This is a genomic window from Amycolatopsis sp. NPDC006131 (assembly GCF_040614175.1).
Taxonomy (GTDB): Bacteria; Actinomycetota; Actinomycetes; order Mycobacteriales; family Pseudonocardiaceae; genus Amycolatopsis_E; species Amycolatopsis_E tucumanensis.
On the sequence record NZ_JBEXTX010000046.1, the window covers coordinates 1 to 24893 of the forward strand.

Consider the following 24893-nt stretch of genomic DNA (forward strand, 5'->3'; position numbering starts at 1 on the left):
GGCGGGTGCGGGCGGTGGCCAGGACATCGGCGCCGGCGGCACGCAACCGGGCGACGACGGCCGCGCCGGTGCCCCGCCCGCCGCCGGTCACCAGGTGCCAGCACCGCTCGAGCCTGCGGTCCCGGATCCAGCCGGTGATCGTCCTGCCGAGCACCGCTTCTGCGCTGCCAGGCCGGCCGCCTCTGCACTGCTGGCCCGCCGCCTCTGTGCCGCCTGCGGGCTGCCGGGCCGCCGCTTCTGCGCTGCCGCCTGGCCGCCTCTGCGCTGCCAGGCCGCCGCCTGGGCGCTACTGAGCCGCCGCTTCTGCGCCGCCGGCCGACCGCCTGAGCGCCGCCCAAGAGGTGCCGGGCCGCCGCTGCTGCACTGCCGGGCCCGCCGCATGAGCGCCGCTGCTTCTGTGCCACCGGCCTGCCGCGTCTGTGCCACCGCCTCTGCGCCGCTGCCCGCTGCCGGCCCGCCCCCTCAGCGCGGCCGGCCGCCGTGTCTGCGCCGCCCCTCAGCGCCGCCGGCCCGCCGGCTCGGCGCCGTGGTCGCCCCCTCAGCGCCACCGGCTCTGTGCCACCGGCCAGCTGGCCCGGCGCTGTGGCCGCCCTCTCAGCGCCACCGCCTCCGTGCCACCGGCCCGCCGCCGACCCGCCGCCTCAGCGCCGCTTCCGCGCCGCCGGCCGTCCGCCTGCGCGCTACCTCAGCGGCGCAGTGATTCGAGCAGCTTCCTCGCTACCGCGGCCAGCTTCGTGTTCGTCCGCTGGGACTCCTCGACCAGCCGGGCGAACGCCTCGTCCGCGCTGCACCCGTGGATCGCCATCAGCACGCCCTTCGCCTGGTCGATCTCGGCCCGCGAGGTCAGCGCCGTCTCCAGCTGGGCGATCTTGCGTTGCGTCGCGGCCCAGCGGCGGGCGTTGGTGAACGCCTCGCACGCCGCCGTGGTGAACAGGCGCATCACCTGCTCGTCGTAGTCGTCGAAGGCCTGGGCGGTGAAGCTGTACAAGTCCAGCCCGCCCACGACCTCGTCCTCGCCACCCGGCTCGCCCGGCAGCAGCACCGGCACCGACAGGTAAGTGTTGATACCGGCCGCCTTCGCCGAGGCGGTGAACTCCGGCCACTCCTGCTCGTGCTCGCCGACGATCGCGCGCACCGGGTGCCGCTGGGTCGCCGCCTCGACGCACGGGCCGCGGCGCGTCTTGTACTGGCACTCGTCGATCCCGACGATTCCCTCGTCCGTGGCCGCCAGGGTGTACAGGTGACCGTCCTCGGCGATCGCGGTGATCGTCGCGGAGTCGGCGTCCGGCAGCGTCGCCACGGCGCTCTCGGCGATGCCCCGCGCGACCTCCTCCAGCGGCTGGGTGGCCGCCTGACCGCGCAGGTCCTCCAGCGCGGCCGCGACGTGGTCGAGGCGGACCAGCGGATCCGCGCGGCTCTCGGTCATGCGTCGCGAGTACCCGGGGCCGTGGAGCCGTAATCGGGCGCCTTCCGCAGCCAGATGTTCCCGCCCGGGTTGCGCGCCATGTCCGGGACGGCCGCCGTCAGCAGCTCGCGGTGCCGCGCCCACAGGTACTGCTGGAACCAGCGGACCTCGAAGCGCGGGTTGTAGGCCAGGAACGCGCGCAGCAGGTAGACCTCCTGCCAGGCGCGGCCCTCGGTCACCCACTCCAGCGGGTACTCGAACGGGAAGAACACGTCGTGCACGTGGATCCACACCCCGTCGGCGAGGCGGGGCAGCACCTCGAAGAAGAGGTGGTTGACGTCGGAGCCCGCCTTCACCACGTGAGTGGAGTCGATGAACAGCACGTCACCGGCCTCCAGGGCGAGGAACGTCTCCAGCGGCACGTCCTGCACCGGCTGCTCACGCACGGTCACCCGCTGTTCGTCGCCCGGGCGCAGCAGCGACCGCAGCAGCTCCGGGTGGGGTTCGACGAACGTCAGCTCGACCGCGCCGTCCAGCCAGTGCTCGACCGTGTCCAGCGTCATCGCCGACGAGTAGCCGGATCCGATCTCGATCAGCCGCCGTGGGCGCAGGTGACGCAGCATGCCGTGCAGGACTAGCGCGTCGGACCAGGAGTACTCCGGGTTGCCGAAGAAGTAGCGGTACTCCGGCGACCGGTGCTCGGGGAACGGGTGCTCCTTCAGCAGCTCGGTGAGGACGGGCAACAGCGCGAGCTGGTCGTCCTCGCGCAGGTCGAGGCTGGCGGGATCGGCGGCGGTGTCGAACAGCGCGCCGGCGCGGGTGAGGACCTGCGCGGGGTCCGGCTGCGGTGAGTAGAAGTGCCCCGGCGGCACCCAGGTGCGGTAGGTGGCGGCGAGCTGGTCCCGTTCGGCCTCCGCCGCGGCGCACCGGGCGAGGAGGTCCTCGTGTGTCCGCCGCGAGACCGCGTATCGCCTGGCCAGGCTGCGCAACCGCGTACCGATCAAGGACATCGCCGCAGTTTAGACTTCCGCGGCGCCTACCCTGGTGGGGTGTTCGTGAAGATCTGCGGCCTGCGCACCGAGGCCGACGTCGACTGCGCGGTGACCGCCGGGGCCGACGCCGTCGGGTTCGTCCTGACGCCGAGCCCCCGGCAGGTGACCGTGGAGGAGGCCACCCGCCTGGTGGCCGCCGTGCCCCCGGAGGTCCTCAGCGTGGGGGTGTTCCTGGGGATGCCGGTCGCCGACGTCCGGGGCATCGCCGTCAAGACCGGGCTGGGCGCGGTCCAGCTGCACGGCGACGGCTACACGGCCGGCGACTTCGCCGAGCTCGCCGGCCTGGGGGTGCGGCTGGTGCGTGCCACCTCCACCGCTGGTGAGCGGGTCGAGGTCGGCGCGTTCGGCGAGGAGATGCTCATCCTCGACTCGCCCCGGGCCGGGTCGGGTGAGCAGTGGGGCTGGTCGGCGCTGCGCGGCCAGACCGGGCGGTGGCTGCTGGCCGGCGGGCTGCGGCCGGGCAACGTTGCGGAGGCGATCGAGACCGTGCGGCCGTGGGGCGTCGACGTCTCCAGCGGGGTGGAGTCCACCCGCGGCACGAAGGACCATGGGCTGATCCGGGAATTCCTCGCCGCCGCGCGTCCCTGATCGCGGGTCCCGTTCGTCGGTGTGGTGAGAACACTTCCGGCGAGGAGGACTGCGATGCAGTACATGCTGTTGATCTGCGGGGGCCCGGAGGCCGCCGAGCACGCCGAGGACGGCTGCGGCGGCTGGAGCGAGGAGATGGCCGGGCGGGGCGTCCTGCGTGGCGGGGCCGGGCTGCGGCCGCCGCACGAGGCGACCACGGTGCGGGTGCGGTCGGACGAGGTGCTGCTGTCCGACGGTCCGTTCGCCGAGACACGTGAGCAGGTCGGCGGGTTCTGCCTCATCGAGTGCGCCGACCTGGACGAGGCGGTCGAGATCGCGTCGAAGCACCCGGCCGCCACTTACGGGTCGATCGAGGTCCGCCCGATCTGGCAGCCATGACCGACGTCCACACCGCCCTCGTCCGCGCGTTCCGCGACGAGTGGGGGCAGGTGGTCGCGACCCTGATCCGGCTCACCGGCGACTGGGACCTCGCCGAGGAGTGCGCGCAGGACGCGTTCACCCAGGCAGTCGGGGCGTGGGCCCGGGACGGCGTGCCGCGCCGGCCCGGGGCCTGGCTCACCACCGCCGCCCGCAACCGCGCTCTCGACCGGCTGCGCCGGGACGCGGTGGGGGCGGCCAAGCTGCGGGAGGTCGCGGCGATGCCCGAACCCGAACCGTTCGAAGACGACAGCGGCGTGCCCGACGACCGGTTGCGCCTGATGTTCACCTGCTGCCACCCCGCGCTGTCCTTGGACGCGCAGGTGGCACTGACCCTGCGCACGCTCGCGGGGCTGACGCCGGCCGAAATCGCGCGGGCGCTGCTGGTCGCCGAGCCCGCATTGCGGAAACGGCTGGTGCGGGCGAAGCAGAAGATCCGGCACGCCGGCATCCCGTACCGGGTGCCGCCGGCGCATCTGCTGCCCGAGCGGACGCCTGCCGTGCTGGCGGTCCTGTACCTGCTGTTCAACGAGGGCTACTCGGCGACGGCGGGTGCGGACCTGCTGCGCCGCGAGCTGTCCGCGGAGGCGATCCGGTTGGCGCGCGTGCTGCACGAGCTGATGCCGGACGAGCCGGAGGCCACCGGGCTGCTCGCGCTCCTGCTGCTGCAGGACTCGCGGCGGGACGCGCGGGTGGACGAGCGCGGGGACCTGGTGCTGCTGACCGACCAGGACCGCGACCGGTGGGACCACGCCCAGATCGCCGAGGGGGTGGCGCTGCTGGAGGGCGCCCTGCGGCGCGGGGCGCCCGGGCCGTACCAGGTGCAGGCGGCGATCGCGGCGTGCCACGGCAAGGCGGCGCGGGCGGCGGACACGGACTGGCCGCAGATCGCCGCGCTGTACGGCGAGCTGGCGGCGATGACCCGGTCGCCGGTGGTGGAGTTGAACCGCGCGGTGGCGGTGGGGATGGCCGAGGGGCCGGCGGAGGGGTTGCGACTGCTGTCCGATGTGGACCTGCCGGGGTATCACCTGCTGCCGGCCACGCGTGCGGAGTTTCTCCGTCGCCTGGGCCGGCGTGCCGAGGCGGCGGCGGAGTACCGGGAGGCGCTGCGGCTGGTCACGACGGATGTGGAGCGCCGCTTCCTGACGCGGCGGCTGGCGGAGGTGGGGTAGTAGGAGGGGTGGCTGGTGGCTGCAGGCACCCCTCACGGGTGGAGGTGCGGCTCGGTGTGAGTGGCGGTTGCCTTGCGCAGGTGGCGGCTCGTGCTGCTCGAGGAGACGGCCGGTGCGGTGCTGGGTGGAGGTGGGGTAGCTGGATGCTGCCGTGCGATTGGGCAGTGGTGGCGTGGCGGCGGGCGGCTGTGCCCGGTGGTGGGCGGAGGTGCGGCGTGGCTGCGCGCCGTGGCCCCCAGGGGTGTGCGGCCCGGGGAGTGCGAGGCGGCCGGTGCGCCCCCGGAAGGCACCGGCCGCCCCGGGGTCAGCTGCTGACCCGCACCCGCCGCGTGGGGGACGGTGCGCCGCCCGCCGCGGCGGTGTACAGCCACGCGAACAGGACCCACATGCCGCCGAACACCAGGCCCACCACCACGTACGCCACGGTCCACAGCACCAGCGGCGTGTCCGTCTTGCGTTCGCGCTGCAGGAACTCGATCTCCGACATGAAGGGGCGCGGCCCGGACGTCGCGGAGATCTCTCCGGCGTTCGCGGCCGGGTCGGCGGGCGCGTAGATCGGCGCCAGCGCCATCACCCGCGAGCCGTAGTGCACGCGGATTCCGGTCTTCCACTGCCCGAACACCGGCAGCGGCTGCGTCGTGCGGTACGTGCCCTCCGCCGTCCGCTCCAGCGGCGCGCTGTAGAAGTCCCCGCCCTGCCACGAGAAACCGTTGAGCCACACCGGATCCGACACCAGGTCCGCCCGGTTGATCGTCACCGTCGCGGTCACCCACCGCGGCTGCCCGCCGCCGTGCGGGTTCGAGATCGGCAGGCTCTCCGCGGTGTCGGTGAGCTGGATGTTCGCCACCAGGCCCGCGGGCGGATCGGCGGGCGGGATCACCGCCGCCGACAAGCCGACCGCCAGCAGCGCGCCGACGAGCCCGCCCAGGTGCCGCGTCCGGAACCGCGCCGCGGGCTCGCCCGACGGCGCCGGGTCCGACGGGCGCCGCGCCGCCACCGCCTCGACCCGCTGGTACTGCCACACCCCGATCAGGGCGCCCGCCACCGACGCCGCCGCGCCCCACAGCACGAAGGTGTCCATGTGGGACAGTGGCCACGGGTCCGGCATCAGCCACTGCGAGAACGCCCACTCGCCGAACATGCCGAACACCCCGGTGGCCAGCCCGGCCACCACGGCGAACGCGTACCCCTGCCGCCCGCGCAGCAGGACGGCCACCACCTCGATCACCACGGCCTCGGCGGCGTACGGCAGCAGCAGTGCCACGTGCAGGTCGTTGACCAGCGGCAGCACCGCGAACACCGCCCTGGTCACCAGCACCACGGCCACCACGAGCAGCGCCCCGCCCGGCCCGCCGGCCAGGCGCCCGTAGACCAGCGTCCAGCTGCCGATCAGCCCGACCAGCACCACCTGGGCGAGCATCGGGAACTGCGGCACCCCGAGGTCGAACTCCATCAGGAACGCCGACGCGCCCATCAGCCAGGCGCCCGCGAGCAGCGGCCCGAGCAGGCGCACCACCGGCCCGGTCGCGCCGACCTGCCGCGCCTCGCCGAGCAGCAGCTGCAGGCCGATCACCACGCCGACCCCGCCGCCGATCATCAGCACGTGCGTCGGCCCCCACTCGGTGACGTCCTGGCCGAACAGCCGGTGCCACACGTCGTCCAGCGGGAACCCGGCGATGCCGACCAGGCCGGTCGCCATCATCTGGATGCTGCCCATCGGCGCGCGCCAGTGCGGCCCGATCGGGAACGTGCGCACCGGCAGCTTCCCCTTCGCCAGCGCGGCGCTGAGCACCCCGCTGGCGAAGATGCCCATCAGTCCGAAGCAGATCGGGTAGTGCGACGGGTTGGCCAGCGGCCCCTCGTCGCGGCCGAGTTCCATGTGGATCGGCACGTCCCAGTACACGCCGATCAACGCGGCCATCCCGGACAGGAACGCGACGAACATCGGCAGCGCGGCCCACCGGGGAAGCCCGCTCAGCCCGGCCGAGGTGTCCGCGAGCCTGCCGACCAGCGTGGTGCGCCCGGCGCGCTCCCGGATGACGAACACGGCGAGCGGCAGGAAGATCACGAAGAACATCAGGCCCGCGATGACGATCTGGCCGAGCGCGGCCCCGCCCGCCGGCGGGCTGGACTCCTGGGCGACGAGCACGGTGGACCTTCCTCGATGAAGCCGGGCATGCGTGCTACCCGAAGTAACTGTTACCGTTGGTCACATACTTTACGGGCTCCCGGACGCAGCGGGCAAGCCGGGCGGAGGAAGGACGGGGAATGCGCAGGTTCGTCGTGGCGGTGCTGGCGACGTTGCTGGTGACCACCGGGTGCGGGAGCACGGCGCCGCAGCAGCAGCCGGGCGCCGCGCCGGAGGTGGCGGTGTTCACCGTGACCGGCGGCAAGCGGACGGCCGGGCCGGACCGGGTCGAGGTCGCGGCGGGCCGGACCGTGACCATCCAGGTCACCACCGACGCCCCTGACGAGCTGCACGTGCACGGCTACGACCGCAAGGCGGACGTGGTGGCCGGGCAGCCCGCCTCCGTCACGTTCACCGCGGACATCCCCGGGGTGTTCGAGGTCGAGCTGCACCACAGCGGGGCCGCGCTCACCGAGCTCCGGGTCACGGCGTGATCCTCGCCCACGGTCTCGGCGGGCGCTCCGACCTGCCGGTCCCGCTGTGGCTCGCGCTTTACGCCGGCGCGGCCGCGGTGCTGGTGTCGTTCTTCGCGCTCACCGCGCTGTGGAAGCGGCCGAAGCTGCGTGGCGCGGAAGCCGGGCGCGCGTGGCCGCGGGCGCTCGAGCGGATCGCCGACGCCCGCGCCACGCGGATCGCGCTGCGCCTGCTCGGGCTGGCGCTGTTCGCGGTGTTCCTGGTGTTCGCCTGGACCGGCGCGGACGACTCGGCGAAGAACCCCGCAGGCGCCTGGTTCTACGTGTGGTTCTGGGTCGGGCTCGTGCCGCTTTCCGTGCTGTGCGGACCGGTCTGGCGGCTGGCCAATCCACTGCGGACACTCACCGCGATCTTCCCCGGCCGTCTGCCCTTGCCGCGCTGGGGGTTCGTCCCGGCCGTCGCGGGCCTGGTCGCCTTCCTGTGGCTGGAACTGGTGTACCCGCACTCCGATTCCCCGCGGGCGATCGCGGTGTTCGTCACCGCCTACGCGGTGGTGCACGTCGTCGCGGGTGCGGTGTTCGGGCCGCGCTGGTTCGACCGCGGCGACGGGTTCGAGGTCTACTCGGTGCTGATCGCCGCGCTGTCGCCGTGGGGCCGCCGCGCGGACGGCCGCCTGGTGCTGCGCAACCCGCTGGACGGCCTGCGCACGCTCGAACGCGAGCGCGGCCTGACCCCGTTCGTGCTGGTCGTGCTGGGCTCCACGGCGTTCGACGGGCTGACCCGGCTGCCGGTCTGGGGCGATCTGACCCGCGACGGCGACCGCGTCCTCCTCGGCACCGCCGGGCTCGCGGCGTCGATCGGGCTCACCGCGCTGGCCTACGCCGGCGCGATCCGCCTGACCCGGCCGTACCTGCGGCGCTCGGTCACCGGCCCCTACGACGCCTTCGCGCCGTCGCTGGTGCCGATCATGGCCGGGTACACCGTCGCGCACTACTTCTCGTTCGCCGTGTTCGAGGGGCAGCGCGGGTTCGGCGGCGGCGTGGACTACACGGTGGTCTCCCCGGCGGCGATCGCGTTCACCCAGATCGCCGGGATCGTGGCCGGGCACGTCCTCGCGGTCGCCTCGGCGCATGACCGCGCGCTCGGCGTGCTGCGGGACGGTTATGCGAAGGTGGGGCAGTACCCCATGCTCGCCGTGATGGTCTGCTACACCGCGGTCGGCATCGCACTGGTCTCGGGAGCGTGAATGCGTGAGCGGATGATCCTGGCCCACCAGGGCGGGTGGGACGAGACCCTGATCATCGTCGGGCCCATCGCGATCATCGTGGTGCTCATCGTGGTCGCCCGCCGCCAGGCCCCTCCACCGGAGGAGCCCGACGAGGACGACGCGCCGTCAGCGGAGCAGACGGGCGATGAGGCCGGTGACGACGAGCCAGAAGACCGCCGCCAGACCGTAGTGGACCAGCACGTTGAGCTGCCCGTTCGCGATGGGGAAGAGCCCGGGGAAGAACAGCGCCAGCGGCTGGGCGATCGAATCGATGAAACGGTAGAAGGCGTTCGCCGTGTTGGCGCCCGCCAGGACCAGGACGATGTAGATCGCCTCGACGAGCGCGAACAGCGCCCCGATCCCGGTGACCACTCGCACGGCGGTGCCGCGTCCACGGTAGATTCCCGTTCTGGCCATGCGAAGGAGTAACCCCCTCCGTGAATTTCAAACCCGATCGGGTGATGCGGGTCAGCGCCTCTCGTTCGGGATGAAGATCCACAGACCCAGGTAGATCAGGAACTGCGGGCCGGGGAGCAGGCAGGACAGCACGAACAGCAGGCGCATCGTGCGGGGTTTCCAGCCGAGGCGGTGGGCCAGGCCGGCGCACACCCCGGCGATCACCCGGTTGTCGCGGGACCTCGTCAGTCGCATCGTTGTCGTCGTCATGCCACCACGATGCCCGTGCCCGCGGCCGCGCGCATCGGTGGAAACCCCCGAATCGTCCCGGGGGTCAGCCCCAGTGCGCCGTCCGGGCGAAGTCCGCGAAGCCGCGGGGCGGACGGCCCAGCACTTGCTGCACGCCGTCGGTCACGGATTCGTTGCGGCCGTCCAGCACCTCGGCCAGCAGCTCGCTCAACGGCCCCGCGAACTCCGGCTCCACACCGGCCGCGACGAGGCCGGCCGCGAACTCCGCGGCGCTCACCGGCACGTACCGCACCGGACGGCCGAGCGCCGCCGAGATCTCCGCGGCGGCCTCGGCGAACGTGAGCAGTCTCGGCCCGGTGATCTCGTGCACCAGCCCCGCGTGCCCGTCCCCGGTGAGCGCCTTCACCGCGACGTCCGCGATGTCGTCGGCGTCGATGAACGGCTCCGACACCTCCCCCGCCGGGAACGCGAACTCGCCGGCCACCACCGACTCGGCGAGGAAGTCCTCGCTGAAGTTCTGCGCGAAGAAGCTCGCCCGCACGACCGTCCACTCCGGACCCGCATCCTGGATCGCCTCCTCGCTGCGCCGCGCGCCGTCCTCGCCGCGGCCGGTCAGCAGCACCAGCCGCCGCACGCCCTGCTCGCCGGCCTGGCGGGCCAGCGCGCCGATCTTCGGCGCCGCGTCGGGGAAACCGGCGTCCGGCGCGTAGGTCACGTACGCCGTCGTGACGTCCTTCAGCGCCGGTTCCCACGTGCCCGGCTCGTCCCAGTCGAAGCCGGTGGACCGCGCCGCGATCCGCACCTGCTCGCCGCGCGCCCGCAACCGGTCCGCGACCCGTCGTCCCGTCTTGCCCGTTCCGCCGATCACCAGGAAATTCGTCATGCCCCAAGGAAACCGGCCGTCAGACGGGCGGGCCATGCTGAGCGCGCTCGTCCGCATGCGCGTTCGTCTACGCTGGGCCCGTGGACGAGCTGGCAGGCCTCCTGGACGGGCCCCGCGCCCGCGGCGCCTTCCTCCTCCGCGCCCAGCTGGCGCCGCCGTGGTCGATGCGGATCCAGGACGAGGCGCCGCTGACGCTCGTCGCCGTCCTGCGCGGCAGCGCGTGGGTGTGCTTCGACGACGGCTCCACGCGCAAGCTCACCGCAGGTGACGTGGCGGTGCTGCGCGGCCCCGACCCCTACACCTTCTGCGACCACCCGGACACCACGCCGCAGGTCGTCGTCGGCCCCGAGCAGGTCTGCACCACCCCGGCCGGGCAGGAGGTCGTGATGACCGGCCTCGGCCTGCGCACCTGGGGCAACGACCCGCACGGCCCGACCACGCTGCTCGTCGGCACCTACCAGCTTCGCGGCGAGGTCAGCCGCCGCCTGCTCGGCGCGCTGCCCGTCCTGGTCGTCGTGGCCGTGCCGGACTCACCGGTGATGACCCTGCTCGGCGCCGAGATCTCCCGCGACGAGCCGGGCCAGGAGGCCGTCCTCGACCGGCTGCTCGACCTGCTGCTCATCGACGTGCTGCGGAAGTGGTTCGCCGGCCCCGAATCCGGCCCGTGGTACCGCGCCTACGCCGATCCGGTCGTCGGCCGGGCGCTGCGCCTGCTGCAGCACCGGCCCGAACACCCGTGGACCGTCGCCACGCTCGCCGCCGCCACCGGCGTGTCCCGTGCCGCGCTGGCCCGCCGGTTCACCGAACTGGTCGGCGAGCCGCCGATGGCCTACCTCACCGGCTGGCGGCTCGCGCTCGCCGCGGACCTGCTGCGGGACCCGGACACCACCCTCGCTGCCGTCGCCCGCCGCGTCGGCTACTCCAGCCCGTTCGCGCTCAGCGCCGCGTTCAAACGAGCTCACGGGGTGAGCCCGCAGCGGCACCGGCAGGGAGCGGCTGCTCGTCCGGGGTGACGTCCTCCCCGGCAGGCTCCGGCGGCGCCTGCGCCATCAGCACGGCGCAGACCGGCACCGCCAGCGCGATCGCGGCCAGCACGAACACCGGGAACAGGAACGAGAACACCTCGGCGCCGGACGGGTCGGGCGCGCTGACGTCGAGGCGCACCCGGACCGCCGCCATGCCGGTGTAGTGCATGCCGGTGACCGCCGCGCCCATGACGAGACCGGCGAGCAGCCGCCACTGCAGCTTGTCCAGCGCGGCGGTGAACCACAGCGCCGCCGTCGCCGCGACCACCGCGATCACGATCGACAGCGCGACCAGGCCGCCCTGGTAGCCGATGGTGCCCTTGATCTGCACCGCCCACATGCCGGTGTAGTGCATGAGGTTCACCGCGAGCCCGGTGATCAGCCCGGCCGCGAGCAGCCGCCACCACCGGAACCGCTCGCGCACCCCGAACACCAGCAGCCCGGCGAACACCGACACGACGGCGAGCACCGCGGACAGGATCGTGCGCGGGATGTCGTAGCGCACCGGCATCCCGGGCGTGGCGAACCCGAGCATCGCGACGAAGTGCATGACCCAGATGCCGACACCGCCGATCGACACGGCGGCCAGCACCAGCCACGCGATGCGCGCCCGCGGGCTGACCGCGGTGCGGGCCTGCAGCGTGCAGGCCAGGCCGAGCGCGCAGCCCGCCACCGACGTCAAATACGCCAGCACCATCACCCAGGCGCCCATTTCGAAGTGGTGGACGTGATCCATCGCCAAGCTCCTCGTCTACCGGCGGCGCAGCCGGGCCCGCATCTGCGCCATCGCGTGCTCGCTGGTGGTGATCAGGGTCTGCTTCGTCGAGTCGGCGGACCGGGCGTCGCAGGTGATGACCGGGACCTCGGGCGCGACGGAAAGCGCTTCCCGCACCGCGTCGACCGAGTGCCGCCGCGCGCCGGGGAACTGGTTGAGCGCCACCACGAACGGCAGGCGGCGGGTCTCGAAGAAGTCGATCGCGGGGAAGCAGTCCGCCAGGCGCCGCGTGTCCACCAGCACCACCGCGCCGATCGCGCCGCGCACCAGGTCGTCCCACATGAACCAGAACCGGTGCTGGCCCGGCGTGCCGAACAGGTACAGCACCAGGTCGTGCGCGAGCGTGATGCGGCCGAAGTCCATGGCCACCGTTGTCGCCGCCTTGCCGGGGATCGCGCCGACCTCGTCGACGCCGACCGACGCCTCGGTCATCGCCGCTTCCGTCCGCAGCGGGATGATCTCCGAGATCGACCCGACGAACGTCGTCTTGCCGACACCGAACCCGCCGGCCACCACGATCTTGGCCGAGGTGATGCGGTTCAGCGCCTCAGAGCGTGCGTAGTCCACTCAGGACCCTTTCCAGGAGGTCGTGGCGTTCGTCCCAGGTGGCGTTGTCGCCGAGGGTGTCCCGCACGGTCACCAGCCCGGCGCCGAGCAGGTCGCTCACGATCACCTTCGCCACACCGAGCGGGATGTTCAGGTGCGCCGCGATCTCGGCGACCGAGCGGGGCCGCAGGCACAGCTGCGTCACCACCGACGGCGCGCTCGCGCGGTTGTAGGGCAGGGTCTGGCCTTCGGTCGTGGTCTGGACCAGCGCTTCGATGGCCAGCTCGACCGTGGGCTGCGTGCGGCCCTCGGTCCAGGCGTACGGGCGAGCCAGGGACGGCGAGCGGGAGTTCGGCCTGCGGTCCCCGAAGCTGTCGGGCTCACTCACGGCCTTGCCCGGTACGCGACCTGGCGCGCCGGCGTCTCGACCATGCGGCCGACGCGGTCGACCAGGAGCGTCATCTCGTACCCGACCAGCCCGATGTCGCAACCCGGGCTCGCGAGCACGACGAGGTTCGACCCGTCCCCGACGCTCATCAGCAGCAGGAACCCGTCCTCCATCTCGATCACCGACTGCACGACGCGGCCCGCGGTGAACAGCTCCGCCGTGCCGACGGCGAGGCTCGCGAGCCCGGACGCGATCGCCGAGAGCTGGTCCGCCCGGTCCTTGGGCAGGCTCTCGTTCGCCGCCACCAGCAGGCCGTCCGCGGACACCAGCGCGGCGTGCGCGACCCCGGCCACCTCCTGGGTGAACGCCGACACCAGCCAGCCCGGGCCGTGCTCTTCGGTCATCGTGGTTCCGCCTTCCCCTGTGGTGCCTGCCCGTTCCCGTTCCCCGTGCGGGCGCGAGCGGCGCGCATTCCGTTGTAATGCCTGGCCAGGTTGTTCCGGACCGCGTTCGGGTCGCGGAAACCGGCCGGATCGGGTGCCGCGGCCTGCCGCGGCATGGCCGCGCCCGGCGCGAGCTGCGCACCGGGGCGGCGCGTCGGCAGCCCGGCGCTGGTGACCTGAGCCGCGACCGGCTGCTCGGTCGCGATCTCCGCGGCGCGCCAGCTCTCGTCGGCCGGGCTGCTGAAGTCCGGCCCCGGCTGCTCGGCGAACCACCCGGACACCACTCCGTCGAAGATCGGGGTGCGCACGGGCGTGGCGACGGGGCGGGCCTGCGCGGGCACCGGCTCGCGGCGCACGGGCGCCGGGTCGGGCGCGGCGAGGCCGTCGGCGAGGACCAGTGCGCCCGGGACGTGCACGCTGGCCGTGATGCCGCCGTGCTTCGCGCCCGGGTGCGTCGGCCGCAGGCGCACCGTGACCCCGAGCGGGGCGGCCAGCCGCCCCACCACGAACAGGCCCATCCGCCGGGTGGTCTCCGGGCTGACCGTGTCGCCGGAGGCCAGCCGCTGGTTGGCCGAGGCCAGGTCGTCCGGCTGCATGCCCAGTCCGCTGTCGACCACCTCGACGAGCAGCCCGCCGTCGGCGCCGCGGTCGGCGGTGAGCAGCACCTTGTGCTCGGGCGGGGAGAACCGGATCGCGTTCTCCAGCAGCTCGGCGAGGATGTGCACGACGTCGCTGGCGGCGTGCGAGCGCAGCGCGCCGTTGGGGGCGTTGACGATGGTGACCCGCCGGTAGTCCTTCACCTCGGAGGTCGCGGCGCGCAGCAGCTCGGCGGTGGAGACCGGGCCGTGGTCCCGCCGCGCCGGGCTGCCGCCCGCGAGGACCTGGAGGTTCTCGCCGTTGCGGCGCAGCCGCGTCGCCATGTGGTCGAGGCGGAACAGCTCCTCCAGGCGCTGCGGGTTGCGCTCGTCGGCTTCCAGGTCCTCGATGAGGGTGAGCTGCTGCTCGACCAGCGACTGGTTGCGGCGGGCCAGCGTCATGAACATCTCGCTGACCTGGCGGCGCAGCTCGGCCTGGTCGGCGGCCAGGCGCACGGCCTGCCGGTGCATGTCGCCGAAGGCCTGCGCCAGCTGCCCGATCTCCTCGTCGCCGTCCACCAGGACCGGCTCGATTGACTCCCAGGACACCGATTCGCCTGCCCGGACCTTCTCGATCGTCTCCGGCAGCTCGCGGCGCGCGGCGGTCAGCGCGGCCGCGTGCAGGCGGCGCACCGGCGTCACCAGCGAGCGTGCGACGAGCAACGCGATGGCCAGCGCCCCCAGCAGTGCGCCCAGCACGAGCGCGGTGTCGCGCAGGGCGCTGGAGCGGGCCTCGTTGGTGCGCTCGCCGACGGTGGCCGCCAGGTCGCGCACCTGCCCCGCCAGCAGGTCGGACAGCGCCGCCGATTCGGTCGACAGCGCGGTGAGCAGGCCGGGCAGCCTGCTCCCGTCGCCGGTCGTGAGCGCGTCCAGCAGGACGGCCTGGCGGTTGCTGTTGCTGCCCGTGATGGACCGGAACCGCCCGATCGCCTCCTGCGGCAGGCCGCGCTCGACCTGGCTCGCCAGCACGCCCTCCTCGGCGGCCGCGCGGGCGGCGGCGGCCAGCAGCGTGTCGTTGACCGGGCCGGTGACCGACGCGCGGATCAGCGCCTCCTCGACCGCGCGGGTGGTGCGCAGCTGCATCAGCGCGCCCGCGGTCGCCGCCGTGGTGTCCATCGCGGAGCTGCCCGCGGCGGCGATGGACTCCGGCAGGATCCGGCTCAGGTCCACCGCGACGTCGTGGTAGCCGGCGGTCATCGCCACCGTGGCCGAACCCGTCGCGGCGCCTGCCATCCGCAGCCCGGCCAGCCGCCCGACCGCGGTGTCCAGCGTCCGCGCGGTGTCCGCGGGCAGCTCCGCGAACTCGGCCTGCTTCTGCACGGCGGCGGTCTTCGCGTCGACGGTGGAGATCTGCCTGCCCAGCTCGCTGCTGCCGGGCGAGGCGACGGCCAGCACCATCTCGTCCTCGACGAGCGCGGTGAGGTCCAGGGTCGACTGCAGCGCGGGCAGCTGGTCGCGCACCGCGCTGAGCTTGCTCGCCTCGGCGAGCTCGGCCCGCACCCGCGCCCCGGCCAGCGCCAGCGCGACCACGACCGGCAGCAGCAACACGACCGAGATCTTCGTGCGCAGGCTCCAGCCGCGCGGATGCCATGCCCCAGGGCCGGAGCCCGCAGTATCCATTTCTCCCAGCCCGCCCGATTCGTGTCCATGCCCCGTTCCGCGCGGGATCGCGGCGAAAGCGGAACGCGGTGATTGGCTTCCCCAGGTGATCGGTGTCAGGAGAAAACCGCAGCCGGGCGACCTTGTCAACCCTGCGCGTCACACCTGGTGAACGATGTTCGGCCAAATGTCGCAATGGCCCCTCTGTGGTGGTCCGCGGGCGGTTCCCGAACGGTCACCGAGAGTTCTCCGGTTAATGGCGGGTGAATGGGCAATGGGGCACCGTGGGTAAAACGACCGGCATTGCCGGGTGAAAACCGAATTGCGGTATTGGTCGGTGAGACATTTTCCGGCGGTGCCGAATCCACATGCGATCGCCGGTTCCGCACCGTCTAGGCTGCACCGGTGACGACGAAACCGGTGGCCACCCGACCGTGACGCGCCTGCTCCTGCTCCTCGCCGTCGTCCTGGCCGCCTGCGCGGCGCCCGCGCCCGCCCCGCCGGACGTCGTGTCCCTCGCCGTCGGACAGGTCCGCGGCACGGTGACCGACGGACACCGGCTGTTCCAAGGCATCCCGTACGCCACCGCGGCGCGCTGGCAGCCGCCCGCGCCCGGTCCGGTGTGGACGGGCGTGCGGGACGCCATCGCGCCCGGCGCGCGCTGCCCCCAGCCGGGTGAGGCTGGCAGCGAGGACTGCCTGTTCCTGAACGTGACCACCCCCGCGGGTGAGCCCGGCCGGCTGCCGGTGCTGGTCTGGATCCACGGCGGCGCGTTCGTCGGTGGCAACGGCGACTCCTACGACGCGCGGGACCTGGCCGCGCGCGGGCTGGTGGTCGTCACCGTCAACTACCGGCTCGGCGCGCTCGGCTGGCTCGCGCACCCGGCGCTCGCGCACGACGGCGGCACCGGCAACTTCGGCCTGCTCGACCAGCAGGCGGCGCTGCGGTGGGTGCGGGACAACATCGCCGCGTTCGGCGGCGACCCGGCGCGGGTCACCCTCGCCGGCGAGTCCGCGGGGGCGATGTCGGTGTGCGATCACCTGGTCTCGCCGGGCTCGGCCGGGCTCTTCCACGCCGCGATCGTCCAAAGCGGACCGTGCCAGGCGCATTCCCCGGCCGCGGTGGCGGAAGCGGCGAGCGTCGAGTACGCGGCGAAGCTCGGCTGCAGTGATCCGGCCAGCGCCGCCGCGTGCCTGCGTGCCCTGCCGCCGTCCCGGCTGCTCACCCCGCCGCGCTACTACGACCTCGCCGGTGTCCCGGTCGCGGGCCCGGTGACCGGCGGCGGTGCGCTGCCCGTCAACCCGGTCGACGCGATGCGCGACGGCGACGCGGCCAGGGTGCCGGTGCTCGTCGGCGTGACGCGGGACGAGTTCACCCTGTTCCTGGCGCAGCAGTACGCGGCGACCGGGAAGACGGTCACCGCCGACGGCTACCCGGCCGCGCTGACGCGCGTGTTCGGGGCGGACGCCGCGGCCGTGGCCGCCGAGTACCCGCTCACCGCCCACGGCGGCTCGGCTCCGCGTGCGCTGGCGGCGGCGCTCACCGACGCCGCGTTCGCGTGCCCGGTGCGGGACATGGCGGGAGCGCTGTCCCGCACCGGCCCGGTCTACGCCTACGAGTTCGGTGACTCGCGGGCCCCGGTCCCGGACACCCTGTCGCGCACGCCGTTCCCGCTCGGCGCCGCGCACAGCCTGGAGGTGTCCTACCTGTTCGGCGGCGGCGCGTCGTTCGACGACGGGCAGCGGCAGTTGTCGGCGCGGATGGTCGCCGACTGGGCGTCGTTCGTGCGCACCGGCGCGCCCGGCCCGGACTGGCCGCGCTACGACCCGGCGCACGAGCAGGTGCGCACGCTAGCCCCGGACGGCCCTCACACGACCGGGGACTTCGCCGCGGCGCACCACTGCGGGTTCTGGCGGGACCGCTAGGCTCGCCGTCATGCGGTTCGGGGTTTTCGTCCTCGCCGGGCGGTTTCCGGGACAGGACGACGGGGAGGCGCTCGCGCGGTCGCTGGACGTGGTCGAGCGGGCGGAGGCGGCCGGGTTCGACGACGCGTGGATCGCCGAGCACCACTTCATGTCCTACGGGGTGTGCCCGTCGGCGGTGACGTTCGCCGCGCACGCGCTGGGCCGGACGCGGCGGATCACGGTGGGGACGGCGGTGAGCGTGCTGTCGAGCGCCCACCCCGTCGCGCTGGCCGAGCAGGCCGCGATGCTGGACCGGGTGTCCGGCGGGCGGTTCCGGCTCGGGGTCGGGCGCGGCGGGCCGTGGGTGGACCTCGAGGTCTTCGGCACCGGGCTGGACCGGTACGAGCGGGGGTTCGCCGAGGGCCTGGATCTGCTGGTGCAAGCGCTTTCCTCGGCTGCGGTGGGCGCCGCGGGCGAGTTCTTCGCGTTCCGCGAGGTGCCGGTGGTGCCGCGGCCGGTGTCGCTGCCGCCGGTGACCGTGGCGTGCACGTCGCGGGAGACGGTGGAGCTGGCGGCCGCGCGCGGGCTGCCGATGCTGCTGGGGATGCACATCGGCGACGAGGAGAAGGCCGCGATGGTGGCCCACTACGGGAAGGCGGCGGCCGCGGCCGGGCAGGACCCGTCGGCGCCGCACGTCTCGGCGGTGCTGGCGCAGGTGAGCGACTCCCGCGCGGCCGCGGAGGCCGAGCTGCGCGCGTCGATGCCGGGCTGGCTGCGGGAGGGGCTGGCCGGGTATGTGCCCGTGGACGGCCGACCGTACCGCCCGCGTGACGCGGCGGAGTACACGGAGCTGCTGTGCCGGCTGCACCCGGTCGGCGGCCCCCGCGCGTGCGCCGACCGGCTGGCCGCGGCGGCGGAGCGGACGGGCATCGCGCACACGATCCTGTTCGTCGAGGGCGCCGGCGCGCGGGAGCGAGTGCTGACCAACGTGACGCGGCTCGGCGCGGAGGTCCTGCCGCTGCTCCGCTGAGCTCGCTGGCAACGGAGAACGGGCCCGTTCCCCGGCGATCGGGGGAGCGGGCCCGTTTCCGTCAGCGGGTCAGGACTCCTTGGGGGACAGGGTGACGTCGATCGTGTTGCCGGGGCCGGTCGCCAGCGGGCTGATCAGCCCGGTCAGCGGACCGCAGTTCTCCAGCGGCGCGATCGCGTAGGTGCCGCTGAGGTCACCGCCCGCCAGCGGGTCGAACCCGGGGCCGGAGGTAAGGTTGATCTCCGACGGCTCCGAGCTCTGGCACTTCGGCGACTTGCTGATCGGGAAGCCGAAGACCTTCACGCTGGGCAGCTTGATGGTGGTGTGGCTGGTGGAGTTCAGCACACCGCCCGCCAGCGTCCCGGTCGTCTTGCCCTCCTGTTCGAAGGCCACCTTCGCGGTGATCGGGATGAAGTGGAACAGCGTGGCCTTCAGCTTCGACGGCTCCAGCGACAGGTCGGCCGTGAAGTTCCCGGTCGCCAGGTCGAGGTTCGCGTCGATACCGCCGGACAGCGGCACCGTGGCGTTGAGCTTCTTGACCACCGAATCGCCTTCGAGGGCGTAGCTGTAGTCGATCCCGGTCGGCGGGTTGCTGGTGGTGGTCGTCGGCTCGGTCGTGCTGGGCTCGGTGGTCGTGGGCTCTGTCGTGGTCGGTTCGGTGGTCGTGGGCTCTGTCGTTGTGGGCTCGGTGGTGGTGGGTTCCGTGGTGGTCGGTTCCGTCGTCGTCGGCTCGGTGGTGGTCGGCTCGGTCGTCGTGCCGCCGTTGATCGTGATGGTGGCGAGCGTGTTGTTCTGGCCGGCCACCTGCGTGCACTGCGAGTCGAAGACGCCCAGCCCGGTGTCGGTGCCGTCGGCGCGCTTCGGGTGCAGGGTCAGCAGGATGTCGCCGACGGTGATCGTCGCCTGCCCGGCCTGGGTGAAGGTCAGGGACGGCGCGTCACCGGTGGCCACCGTGTCGAACGAGCCCGACGCGGGCACCGGGGTCACCGGGATCGTCGCCGGCACGGTCACCGGGATGGTGGCCTCCGGCGCCGTCACGGTCGAGCTCGCCTGTGCGGAGCCCTCGACCGTGGCCGCCCCGACGAGGGTCAGGCCCTGCGTCGCGGTCGGCGGGACGGTCGCGACGGCGGTGACCGTGAAGGCCGGGGTCGGCTCACCCACGTTCACGGTCGTCGGGATGTCCGCGCTGATCACGATCTGCAGGGTCTGGGTACCGATCAGCGGGAACGGGCAGCTGTAGTTCAGGGTCAGCGAGACCGGATCGGCCGCACTGGTCCCGGCTCCGGCCAGCACGGCCGTGAGCGCCGCGCCGGTCGCGACGGTCGCCGACGCGGCCGCCGCGACCATCCTTCTCATTCTGGTTCTAGTTCGCACACCTATCCTCCGGTGTATCGGCAGTGATACGAAAACCACGCGACAGCAAGGAAAACGGCCGCCGTGGTCATCGGAATTGGTTGCTACCGATGGGTAAACTAGTTTCGCGGCGTCGGCATTGGCAATATGTGCGCGAACAAAGTCGTTGCGGGCCAAGGAAGTTGTCACCGGCCGATGTGACGGCGCCGGTCCGACCCGCACGGCGCGGACAATGTTCGGCAGCCGCCGGCGGAAGCGCTCACGGAGATGACAAAAAACGGCTGTCCCGCCCGCGCGGGAGTGCCAAGGACGTGTGGCCGGCCTTGACCGGGAGGGGGGCCAGGCTTACTTTCCGCGGATGCCCGACTGCGTCACGTTCGACCTGTTCTCCGACCAGCCGCGGGCGGCGCTGTGGCCGCTGATCGGCTCGCCGGAACTGTACCCCCGCTTCTTCCGGGGCGTCGGGTCGGTCGAGCGGACGGGCACCACCGGACGCCACCCGCGCTACCGGATCCGGCTGACGTTGAGCGGGCGGCCGGTCGAGCACGACATGCGGGTGCTGCTGAGCCGCCGCGAGGAACAGCTGGTGCTGGAAACGGTGCCGGACACCGGCGGCTGCCTGTCGGTGCGCCTGTTCGAGGATCCCCGGGGCACCCGGCTCAAGGTCATCTACTTCCGCCCGGGCGTGCCCAGCCCAGGCCGCGCGCCCGCGCCGGCCGACGTGCGGTCCTGGGCGCAGGACGGTCTCGAACGGATCGACCGCCACCTCCGGGGAACCGCGGACCCGTGGCCGCCGGACCGCGCCCCGTCGACCCGGCAGGTCGCCAACACGCTGATCGCGGCGGGAATCCTGGCGCCGGCCCGGCCGGACCGCCTGATCCGGCAGCTGCGTGCGCTGGTCCAGTGGGGCGCCACCCTCGCCGGCGGCTACACCGCGGCCGCCGCCCGCTCACCCCGCGGTGTCGCGGTGATCGACGAGGACGGCGCCCGCACCACGTTCGCCGCGCTCAGCGCCGAAGCGAACCGGCTCGCCGCCGCGCTGCAAGCGGTCGGCGTCGGCCCGCACGGCACCGTGGCGATCATGGCGCGCAACCACAGCGCGATGGTGAAGACGTTGCTGGCGTGCGGACGGCTCGGCGCGAGCACCGTGCTGCTCAACACCGGCCTCGCCCGGCCGCAGGTCGCCCACGCGGTGGACCGGCACGACGTGCGCGTGCTGGTGGCCGACGGCGAGTTCGCGCCGCTGGTCGCCGGGCTGCCGCTCACCGCGGTCCTGCTCACCGGAGCCGACGACGGCCCGCCGGGGCAGCCGACGCTGACCGAGGTCATCGCCGACACCCCGGACGCCGAGTTCGCCCCGCCGGAGCGGCCGGCGCCGATCGTCGTCCTCACCTCGGGCACCACCGGCACGCCGAAAGGCGCGCGGCGCCCCACGCCGAAGGGCCTCGGCGCCGCGGTGGCGCTGCTGTCGCGGATCCCGTTGCGGGCGGGGGAGCGGATCCTGATGGCCGCGCCGCTGTTCCACAGCTGGGGCCTGTCCGCGCTGCAGGTCGGCATGCCGCTGCGCGCGACGCTGGTGATGCAGCGCCGGTTCGACCCGGAGGCGTGCCTGCGGGCGATCCAGGAGCACCGGTGCACCGCGATGTTCGCCGTTCCGGTGATGCTGCAGCGCATCATGGCGCTGCCCGAGGAGGTGCGAGCGCGGTACGACACCAGCAGCCTGCGGATCGTGGCCAGCAGCGGGTCGGCACTGCCCGCCTCGCTCGTCACCGCGTTCCAGGACGCCTTCGGCGACGTGCTCTACAACTTCTACGGCTCGACCGAGGTGTCCGCGGCCTCCGTCGCGACGCCGGCCGACCTGCGTGCCGCCCCCGCAACCGCGGGGTACCCGCCGCTCGGCACGCGACTGGCGGTGCTGGGCCCGGCGGGCGAACCGGTGCCGCCCGGCACGGTCGGCGCCATCTTCGTGGGCAACGACCTGCTCTTCGATGGCTACACCGACGGCACCAGCCGGGCGACCCGCCGTGAGCTGATGGACACCGGCGACCGCGGCTACCTCGACGCCGACGGCCGGTTGTTCGTCGCGGGCCGGGACGACGACATGATCGTCTCCGGCGGGGAGAACGTGTTCCCGCGCCCGGTGGAGGAGGCGCTCACCGAGCTGCCCGGCGTGGCCGACGCGGCCGTGGTCGGCGTGCCCGACGACGAGTTCGGGCAGCGGCTGGTGGCGTTCGTGACCGTGCGGCCGGGCGCCCGGCTCGACGAGGACATCGTGCGCGCGTACCTGCGCCGCCGGGTGGCGCGGTTCGCGATCCCGCGGGAGGTCGTGTTCGTCGACGAGCTGCCGCGCACCCCGACCGGCAAGGTGCTCAAACGGCTGCTGCTGGAGGAGGAGTGGGCGCCGGCCGCCGGGAACACCCACTTCCGGTAGGCCCACCATCGGAACACCGCACCCAGCAGGGTGCCGACGACCATGCCGCTGACGAAGTCGGCGGCCTCCTGGGTCACGAGCGGCACCTCCGGCACCCGCAGGTCCAGCGCGTACCGGGAAACCAGCGGTGGCACCAGGTTCAGCCCGACCGCGAGCGCGTTCACGAGGAAGAACAACGCGGCCTCGGCGGATTTGTTGCGGCCGCCGCGCGTGTCGAACGACCATTCCCGGGACAGGACATAGGAAACGGCGGTGGCCACGACCGTCGCGATCGCGAGCGCGGTCACCGGTTTGCCCGTCAGCACGGTCAGTTTCAGCGCGTAGTTGAGCGCGGCGGTCAGGACGAAGGTTGCGGCGCCGACGGTGGCGAACCGGAACAGCTGCCGCCGTCGCATCGCCACCTCCTCGTCGCGGGATGGCGAAACGCTAGTGCACCAACCGGTTTCCGCCCACCCCGAACCGGGTTCTGTCGCCGGGGGGTGACAGGCAGCCGAGCGGTATTTCGTAGCCCGGTGACAAGAAAAGCGGCCGGCGCGGAAGATCGAACGGGAAGCGTTGTGGCGCTGGTTGACCCGCCGGTAACGTCCTCGCGGTCCGCTACCGGAGGGTTCGATGACGCAAACCCGGTCACGTCGCGCCGCTGTCGCCGCGCTGGGACTGGCTCTCGTGGCCGCCGCGCTGGCGCCCGCCACGACGGCCGTCGCCACCGCGGCGACCCGCGGCGGCACGAGCACGTGCCAGGCCGGCGGGCCGGCCGAAGTGCCGGTGTCATTCAGCGCCACGTTCGCCGAAACCGTTGCGCAGGGCGCGAACGTGCCGGTGTCCGACGCCGCCGTGACGCTCGTCGTGCCCGCGGCGGCCGTTGACGCGCTGCGCGACTCGGGCGGCACCTCGGTGGACGCGTCCGCCGCGGTGGAGCTGAGCGTCGCCCAGCAGGCGGGCACCCAGGAACTGACCGTCACCGGACTGTCCACATCGGAGATCCCGCTCCCTGCCGACGGCGAGCTGCGGATCACGCTGCCGGGCCGGGTTCCGCCGATCGCGGCCGGCGCCGGTCCGGTGACGGTCTCCCTCACCTCGCTGGCTCCTCGGCTGGTTGTGCGTGGCGAGACGTTGAACGCCGACCTGGCCTGCACCGTGGATCCGGCGGCGAACGGGGAACTGGCGCGGGTGGCGGTGACGGCTCCCGCGGCGCCTTCGGTGCCCGACGTCGCAGTGCCCGACGTCGCGGCGGCGGTGGCGGAGGCGCCGTTGCTGACGGCGAAGTTCCTCGTCGACGGCACCTCGCACATCGCGAAGATGGGCTCGGACCTGGTGCTGGAGCAGGGCACGTTCGACGCGGGCCTGTTCACCGGCGACGTGCCGAACACGATTCGCATCGAGGGCGACCTGAACCTGCCGAAGTCGAGCAGCTACTTCGTGGCGTTCCGGTTCATGCCGGTGACCAGCGACGTCGAGCTGCCGCAGGAAGGCAAGGCGACGGGCACCGCGGACATCAGCGGCGGCCTGTTCACGCCGACGATCGACATGACGATCCGCGTGAACCTGGTGGTGAGCAACGTGAAGCAGGACGGCGTGCCGATCGCGGTGGGGCCGGGCTGCCGCACGGTGGCGCCGCTGGTGATCCCGATGAAGGGGCAGACGTCGCTGCTGCTCGGCAGCAAGTCGACGATGGAGTCCACTTTCGACATCCCGGCGTTCTCGGGCTGCGGCGTGAGCGAGGACCTGGACCCGCTCCTGACGGGCCTGATCTCCGGCCCGGGCAACAAGATGACCACGACGCTGACCGCGCAGGGGGTGGGCTGAGATGACCGCCACCCCGCCGGAGGTCCTCGATCCGCAACTCACACCGGCCAACTCTGAGCCGCGTTCGGCCAACTCGGTGCCCGGAGGGGCAAACACGACGGCGGAGGCGTCAAACACGACGGCGGGTGGCCTGACATGACCGCCCCCGTCACCGCCGCCCGCAATGCCGTCGGCGAGTTCGGCAAGCTCTTCGGCCTCGCGCTGGACATCGTCGTCGCGATGTTCAAGCGGCCCTTCCAGGTTCGCGAGTTCGTGCAGCAGTTCTGGTTCGTCGCGAGCGTGTCGATCCTGCCCGCCGCGCTCGTCAGCATTCCGTTCGGCGCCGTCATCACGCTCCAGCTCGGCGGCCTCACCAGCCAGCTCGGCGCCGAGTCGTTCAACGGCGCCGCCAGCGTCCTCGCCGTCATCCAGCAGGCCAGCCCGATCGTCACCACCCTCGTCGTCGCCGGGGCCGGCGGCTCCGCCATCTGCGCGGAGCTCGGCTCCCGCACCATCCGCGAGGAGATCGACGCCATGGAGGTCCTCGGCGTCTCCCCGATCCAGCGGCTCGTCGTGCCGCGGGTGCTCGCCGCGATGGCCGTCGCCGTCCTGTTGAACGGCATGGTCAGCTTCGTCGGCGTCACCGGCGGCTACGTGTTCAACGTGCTGCTGCAGGGCGGCACCCCGGGCGCGTTCCTCGCCAGCTTCTCCGCGCTGGCGCAACTGCCCGACCTGTGGGTGGGCGAGGTGAAGGCGGTGATCTTCGGGTTCCTCGCCGGGCTCGTCGCCTCCTACCGCGGCCTCAACCCGAAGGGCGGCGCCAAGGGCGTCGGCGACGTCGTCAACCAGTCCGTCGTCATCACGTTCCTGCTGCTGTTCTTCGTGAACTTCGTGATCAGCGTGATCTACCTGCGCGTCGTGCCTGCGAAGGGAGCCTGAGCCAGTGAC

23 protein-coding genes and 1 pseudogene are annotated in these 24893 nt (G+C 73.1%); 11 read left to right on the plus strand and 13 right to left on the minus strand.

Annotated features, from left to right (window positions below; genetic code table 11):
• Positions 1-685: 685 nt before the first annotated feature.
• Together ABZ215_RS22990 and ABZ215_RS22995 are read right to left on the minus strand one after the other, a co-directional pair.
• Positions 686-1426, minus strand: a complete 741-nt coding sequence (locus ABZ215_RS22990; protein WP_020422596.1) for a GAF and ANTAR domain-containing protein — start codon at positions 1424-1426, stop codon at positions 686-688.
• Entirely contained in the window at positions 1423-2415 is a 993-nt protein-coding gene (locus tag ABZ215_RS22995; protein ID WP_354951443.1) for a class I SAM-dependent methyltransferase, read from the minus strand. The genes ABZ215_RS22990 and ABZ215_RS22995 overlap by 4 nt, the downstream gene beginning before the upstream one ends.
• A 39-nt stretch (positions 2416-2454) precedes the next feature.
• Between ABZ215_RS22995 and ABZ215_RS23000 the strand changes: the two genes are divergently transcribed.
• Genes ABZ215_RS23000 through ABZ215_RS23010 form a run of 3 tightly spaced genes read left to right on the plus strand, consistent with a single transcriptional unit; the run spans position 2455 to position 4634 of the window.
• Positions 2455-3045 carry a phosphoribosylanthranilate isomerase gene (locus tag ABZ215_RS23000; RefSeq protein ID WP_354951445.1) on the plus strand — a complete coding sequence of 197 codons (591 nt, stop codon included), beginning with the start codon at positions 2455-2457 and terminating at the stop codon, positions 3043-3045.
• Positions 3046-3099: 54 nt separating this feature from the next.
• A complete protein-coding gene (locus ABZ215_RS23005; RefSeq protein WP_237339616.1) occupies positions 3100-3423 on the plus strand; it encodes a YciI family protein in 324 nt (107 codons plus the stop codon).
• Positions 3420-4634: a sigma-70 family RNA polymerase sigma factor gene (locus ABZ215_RS23010; protein ID WP_354951447.1), complete on the plus strand. Its 1215-nt coding sequence runs from the start codon at positions 3420-3422 to the stop codon at positions 4632-4634. The genes ABZ215_RS23005 and ABZ215_RS23010 overlap by 4 nt, the downstream gene beginning before the upstream one ends.
• 304 nt (positions 4635-4938) lie before the next feature.
• Here the strand turns inward: ABZ215_RS23010 and ABZ215_RS23015 are convergent, their stop codons facing one another.
• Positions 4939-6783 (minus strand): hypothetical protein, encoded by a 1845-nt coding sequence (locus ABZ215_RS23015; protein WP_354951449.1) that lies wholly within the window; start codon positions 6781-6783, stop codon positions 4939-4941.
• A gap of 119 nt (positions 6784-6902) precedes the next feature.
• Between ABZ215_RS23015 and ABZ215_RS23020 the strand changes: the two genes are divergently transcribed.
• Both ABZ215_RS23020 and ABZ215_RS23025 read left to right on the plus strand, forming a co-directional pair.
• Positions 6903-7256, plus strand: coding sequence for a hypothetical protein (locus ABZ215_RS23020; protein WP_354951451.1), 354 nt, complete (start codon positions 6903-6905; stop codon positions 7254-7256).
• On the plus strand, positions 7253-8482 hold the full coding sequence (locus ABZ215_RS23025; protein ID WP_354951453.1) for a hypothetical protein: 1230 nt from the start codon (positions 7253-7255) through the stop codon (positions 8480-8482). Before ABZ215_RS23020 ends, ABZ215_RS23025 begins: the two co-directional genes overlap by 4 nt.
• Positions 8483-8629: 147 nt before the next feature.
• On the opposite strand, the gene ABZ215_RS23030 is transcribed toward ABZ215_RS23025, so the two are convergent.
• From ABZ215_RS23030 to ABZ215_RS23040, 3 genes are all read right to left on the minus strand, one after another.
• Positions 8630-8920 carry a hypothetical protein gene (locus tag ABZ215_RS23030; RefSeq protein WP_354951455.1) on the minus strand — a complete coding sequence of 97 codons (291 nt, stop codon included), beginning with the start codon at positions 8918-8920 and terminating at the stop codon, positions 8630-8632.
• Between the two features lie 51 nt (positions 8921-8971).
• Positions 8972-9169, minus strand: coding sequence for a PspC domain-containing protein (locus ABZ215_RS23035; RefSeq protein WP_027936553.1), 198 nt, complete (start codon positions 9167-9169; stop codon positions 8972-8974).
• Positions 9170-9233: 64 nt separating this feature from the next.
• Positions 9234-10031 (minus strand): NmrA family transcriptional regulator, encoded by a 798-nt coding sequence (locus tag ABZ215_RS23040; protein ID WP_354951457.1) that lies wholly within the window; start codon positions 10029-10031, stop codon positions 9234-9236.
• A gap of 80 nt (positions 10032-10111) precedes the next feature.
• On the opposite strand from ABZ215_RS23040, the gene ABZ215_RS23045 reads away from it, so the two are divergent.
• A complete protein-coding gene (locus ABZ215_RS23045) occupies positions 10112-11044 on the plus strand; it encodes an AraC family transcriptional regulator (RefSeq protein ID WP_354710674.1) in 933 nt (310 codons plus the stop codon).
• On the opposite strand, the gene ABZ215_RS23050 is transcribed toward ABZ215_RS23045, so the two are convergent.
• Genes ABZ215_RS23050 through ABZ215_RS23070 form a run of 5 tightly spaced genes read right to left on the minus strand, consistent with a single transcriptional unit; the run spans position 10980 to position 15391 of the window.
• On the minus strand, positions 10980-11792 hold the full coding sequence (locus ABZ215_RS23050) for an MHYT domain-containing protein (protein ID WP_354710672.1): 813 nt from the start codon (positions 11790-11792) through the stop codon (positions 10980-10982). The two genes, ABZ215_RS23045 and ABZ215_RS23050, sit on opposite strands and share 65 nt — an antisense overlap.
• A 15-nt stretch (positions 11793-11807) precedes the next feature.
• Positions 11808-12398 (minus strand): ATP/GTP-binding protein, encoded by a 591-nt coding sequence (locus ABZ215_RS23055; protein WP_354951460.1) that lies wholly within the window; start codon positions 12396-12398, stop codon positions 11808-11810.
• Positions 12379-12765: a DUF742 domain-containing protein gene (locus tag ABZ215_RS23060; protein ID WP_354951462.1), complete on the minus strand. Its 387-nt coding sequence runs from the start codon at positions 12763-12765 to the stop codon at positions 12379-12381. Before ABZ215_RS23060 ends, ABZ215_RS23055 begins: the two co-directional genes overlap by 20 nt.
• On the minus strand, positions 12762-13169 hold the full coding sequence (locus ABZ215_RS23065) for a roadblock/LC7 domain-containing protein (RefSeq protein ID WP_017983289.1): 408 nt from the start codon (positions 13167-13169) through the stop codon (positions 12762-12764). The genes ABZ215_RS23060 and ABZ215_RS23065 overlap by 4 nt, the downstream gene beginning before the upstream one ends.
• A complete protein-coding gene (locus ABZ215_RS23070) occupies positions 13166-15391 on the minus strand; it encodes an ATP-binding protein (protein ID WP_354951464.1) in 2226 nt (741 codons plus the stop codon). Before ABZ215_RS23070 ends, ABZ215_RS23065 begins: the two co-directional genes overlap by 4 nt.
• Positions 15392-15876: 485 nt before the next feature.
• Here ABZ215_RS23070 and ABZ215_RS23075 point away from each other — a divergent pair, with 485 nt between their 5' ends.
• Together ABZ215_RS23075 and ABZ215_RS23080 are read left to right on the plus strand one after the other, a co-directional pair.
• Complete coding sequence (locus ABZ215_RS23075; RefSeq protein WP_354951466.1) at positions 15877-17367, plus strand: carboxylesterase family protein; 1491 nt, start codon at positions 15877-15879, stop codon at positions 17365-17367.
• A 10-nt stretch (positions 17368-17377) separates the two neighbouring features.
• Positions 17378-18376 carry an LLM class flavin-dependent oxidoreductase gene (locus ABZ215_RS23080; protein WP_354951468.1) on the plus strand — a complete coding sequence of 333 codons (999 nt, stop codon included), beginning with the start codon at positions 17378-17380 and terminating at the stop codon, positions 18374-18376.
• Between the two features lie 69 nt (positions 18377-18445).
• Here ABZ215_RS23080 and ABZ215_RS23085 read toward each other — a convergent pair whose 3' ends face one another.
• The gene (locus tag ABZ215_RS23085; protein WP_237339626.1) at positions 18446-19723 is read right to left on the minus strand and encodes a DUF6801 domain-containing protein; all 1278 of its coding nucleotides are present in this window, start codon (positions 19721-19723) and stop codon (positions 18446-18448) included.
• Between the two features lie 364 nt (positions 19724-20087).
• Here ABZ215_RS23085 and ABZ215_RS23090 point away from each other — a divergent pair, with 364 nt between their 5' ends.
• Positions 20088-22160 (plus strand): AMP-binding protein, encoded by a 2073-nt coding sequence (locus tag ABZ215_RS23090; RefSeq protein ID WP_354951470.1) that lies wholly within the window; start codon positions 20088-20090, stop codon positions 22158-22160.
• A 41-nt stretch (positions 22161-22201) separates the two neighbouring features.
• On the opposite strand, the pseudogene ABZ215_RS23095 reads toward ABZ215_RS23090, so the two are convergent.
• A pseudogene (locus tag ABZ215_RS23095) lies at positions 22202-22555 on the minus strand (GtrA family protein); the annotation flags it as partial.
• A gap of 217 nt (positions 22556-22772) precedes the next feature.
• Between ABZ215_RS23095 and ABZ215_RS23100 the strand changes: the two are divergent.
• Positions 22773-23966 carry a DUF6801 domain-containing protein gene (locus ABZ215_RS23100; RefSeq protein ID WP_354951472.1) on the plus strand — a complete coding sequence of 398 codons (1194 nt, stop codon included), beginning with the start codon at positions 22773-22775 and terminating at the stop codon, positions 23964-23966.
• Between the two features lie 135 nt (positions 23967-24101).
• Positions 24102-24884 carry an ABC transporter permease gene (locus tag ABZ215_RS23105; RefSeq protein WP_020422574.1) on the plus strand — a complete coding sequence of 261 codons (783 nt, stop codon included), beginning with the start codon at positions 24102-24104 and terminating at the stop codon, positions 24882-24884.
• The last annotated feature ends 9 nt before the right edge of the window (positions 24885-24893 follow it).

Coding starts and splice junctions, on each gene's coding strand:
- ABZ215_RS23105 (WP_020422574.1), top strand. CDS start 24,102: ATGACCGCCCCCGTCACCGCCGCCCGCAATGCCGTCGGCGAGTTCGGC.
- ABZ215_RS23080 (WP_354951468.1), top strand. CDS start 17,378: ATGCGGTTCGGGGTTTTCGTCCTCGCCGGGCGGTTTCCGGGACAGGAC.
- ABZ215_RS23065 (WP_017983289.1), bottom strand. CDS start 13,169: ATGACCGAAGAGCACGGCCCGGGCTGGCTGGTGTCGGCGTTCACCCAG.
- ABZ215_RS23090 (WP_354951470.1), top strand. CDS start 20,088: ATGCCCGACTGCGTCACGTTCGACCTGTTCTCCGACCAGCCGCGGGCG.
- ABZ215_RS23085 (WP_237339626.1), bottom strand. CDS start 19,723: ATGGTCGCGGCGGCCGCGTCGGCGACCGTCGCGACCGGCGCGGCGCTC.
- ABZ215_RS23005 (WP_237339616.1), top strand. CDS start 3,100: ATGCAGTACATGCTGTTGATCTGCGGGGGCCCGGAGGCCGCCGAGCAC.
- ABZ215_RS23040 (WP_354951457.1), bottom strand. CDS start 10,031: ATGACGAATTTCCTGGTGATCGGCGGAACGGGCAAGACGGGACGACGG.
- ABZ215_RS23010 (WP_354951447.1), top strand. CDS start 3,420: ATGACCGACGTCCACACCGCCCTCGTCCGCGCGTTCCGCGACGAGTGG.
- ABZ215_RS22995 (WP_354951443.1), bottom strand. CDS start 2,415: ATGTCCTTGATCGGTACGCGGTTGCGCAGCCTGGCCAGGCGATACGCG.
- ABZ215_RS23020 (WP_354951451.1), top strand. CDS start 6,903: ATGCGCAGGTTCGTCGTGGCGGTGCTGGCGACGTTGCTGGTGACCACC.
- ABZ215_RS23050 (WP_354710672.1), bottom strand. CDS start 11,792: ATGGATCACGTCCACCACTTCGAAATGGGCGCCTGGGTGATGGTGCTG.
- ABZ215_RS23100 (WP_354951472.1), top strand. CDS start 22,773: ATGACGCAAACCCGGTCACGTCGCGCCGCTGTCGCCGCGCTGGGACTG.
- ABZ215_RS23035 (WP_027936553.1), bottom strand. CDS start 9,169: ATGACGACGACAACGATGCGACTGACGAGGTCCCGCGACAACCGGGTG.
- ABZ215_RS23030 (WP_354951455.1), bottom strand. CDS start 8,920: ATGGCCAGAACGGGAATCTACCGTGGACGCGGCACCGCCGTGCGAGTG.
- ABZ215_RS22990 (WP_020422596.1), bottom strand. CDS start 1,426: ATGACCGAGAGCCGCGCGGATCCGCTGGTCCGCCTCGACCACGTCGCG.